This window comes from Streptomyces johnsoniae (assembly GCF_031845565.1).
Taxonomy (GTDB): Bacteria; Actinomycetota; Actinomycetes; order Streptomycetales; family Streptomycetaceae; genus Streptomyces; species Streptomyces johnsoniae.
Genome location: NZ_JAVREV010000051.1, coordinates 1 through 970, shown reverse-complemented (window position 1 = coordinate 970; position 970 = coordinate 1). Strand labels below are relative to the sequence as shown.

Below are 970 nucleotides of genomic sequence, written 5' to 3'. Positions count from 1 at the left end.
AGACGAGTTATGCCGATCTCAGTGGTCGAAGGCGATTAGTGAGCGGGTGATGGGCTGGCCGGTGGCTCGGTTGTGCCAGATGGCGGCGGTCAGGGCGAGGATGCGCTGGCTGACGCGGACGGTGACGCCGGCGGGTGTGCGGCCTCCGTGCTGTTCCAGCGCCATCTGGCCTTTGAGCGTGTCGTTGACGGATTCGATCAGTTGCCGGACGGACTTCAGCAGGTGCTGGCCGGGGCGGGGTGTGTGGTTGCGGTAGGAGGGCCGCAGTAGCCGCAGTCCTCCGTCGGCGAGCTGTCGGTCCAAGTCGCGTGAGACGTAGCCTTTGTCGGCGATGATCGTCTGTCCCGGGTGGGCGGCCAGGAGTTCGGGCTCGGTGGCCAGCATGCCGAGGAGCACTTCGCGTTCGTCGGCCTTGGGGTTGGCCAGGGCCCAGCTGACAGGGAGTCCGGCGGGTGTGCACAGCAGGTGGAGGCGCAGGCCCCAGAAGAAGCGGGAGTGGGAGGCGCAGTAGCCGTAGGCAGCCCATCCGGCCAGGTCGGAGCGTTTGACGGTCTCGCGCGAGCGGGCGCATTCCACGGGGGTGGAGTCGACCAGCCAGATGTCGTCGTGCCACAGGTCGGTGTCCTGGGACAGCATGCGGATGGCTTGGCGGATCAGGGGTTCGGCGGCGCGTAGGCGGCGGTTGTAGGCGGGTTGTCCTGGCAGGTAGGGGAAGGCGCCGGGCAGGCGGGTGGCGGCGATCCGCAGCCAGCGGGACTCGGAGGTGATCCCCAGCAGAGCCTGGGCGACGGCGAGCGTGACGAGCTCGGCGTCGGACAGCTTCGGCGGTCGGCCCATCCTGCGGGTTCGCGGCAGGTGGTCGTCGATCTCCACGTAGAGTGCGGTGATGAGGGTGTCCAGGTCGGTCAGCACAACCGGATCTTGGACACCCTCACCTCATTCCCGCAGGACTTCGGCATAACTCGTCTAG

At 67.8% G+C, this 970-nt stretch carries 1 protein-coding gene; it reads right to left on the bottom strand.

The window, feature by feature from the left end; translation table 11 throughout:
* Window positions 1–18: 18 nt before the first annotated feature.
* Window positions 19–912, bottom strand: a complete 894-nt coding sequence (locus RM779_RS33210; RefSeq protein WP_311621522.1) for an IS982 family transposase — start codon at window positions 910–912, stop codon at window positions 19–21.
* Between the last annotated feature and the right edge of the window lie 58 nt (window positions 913–970).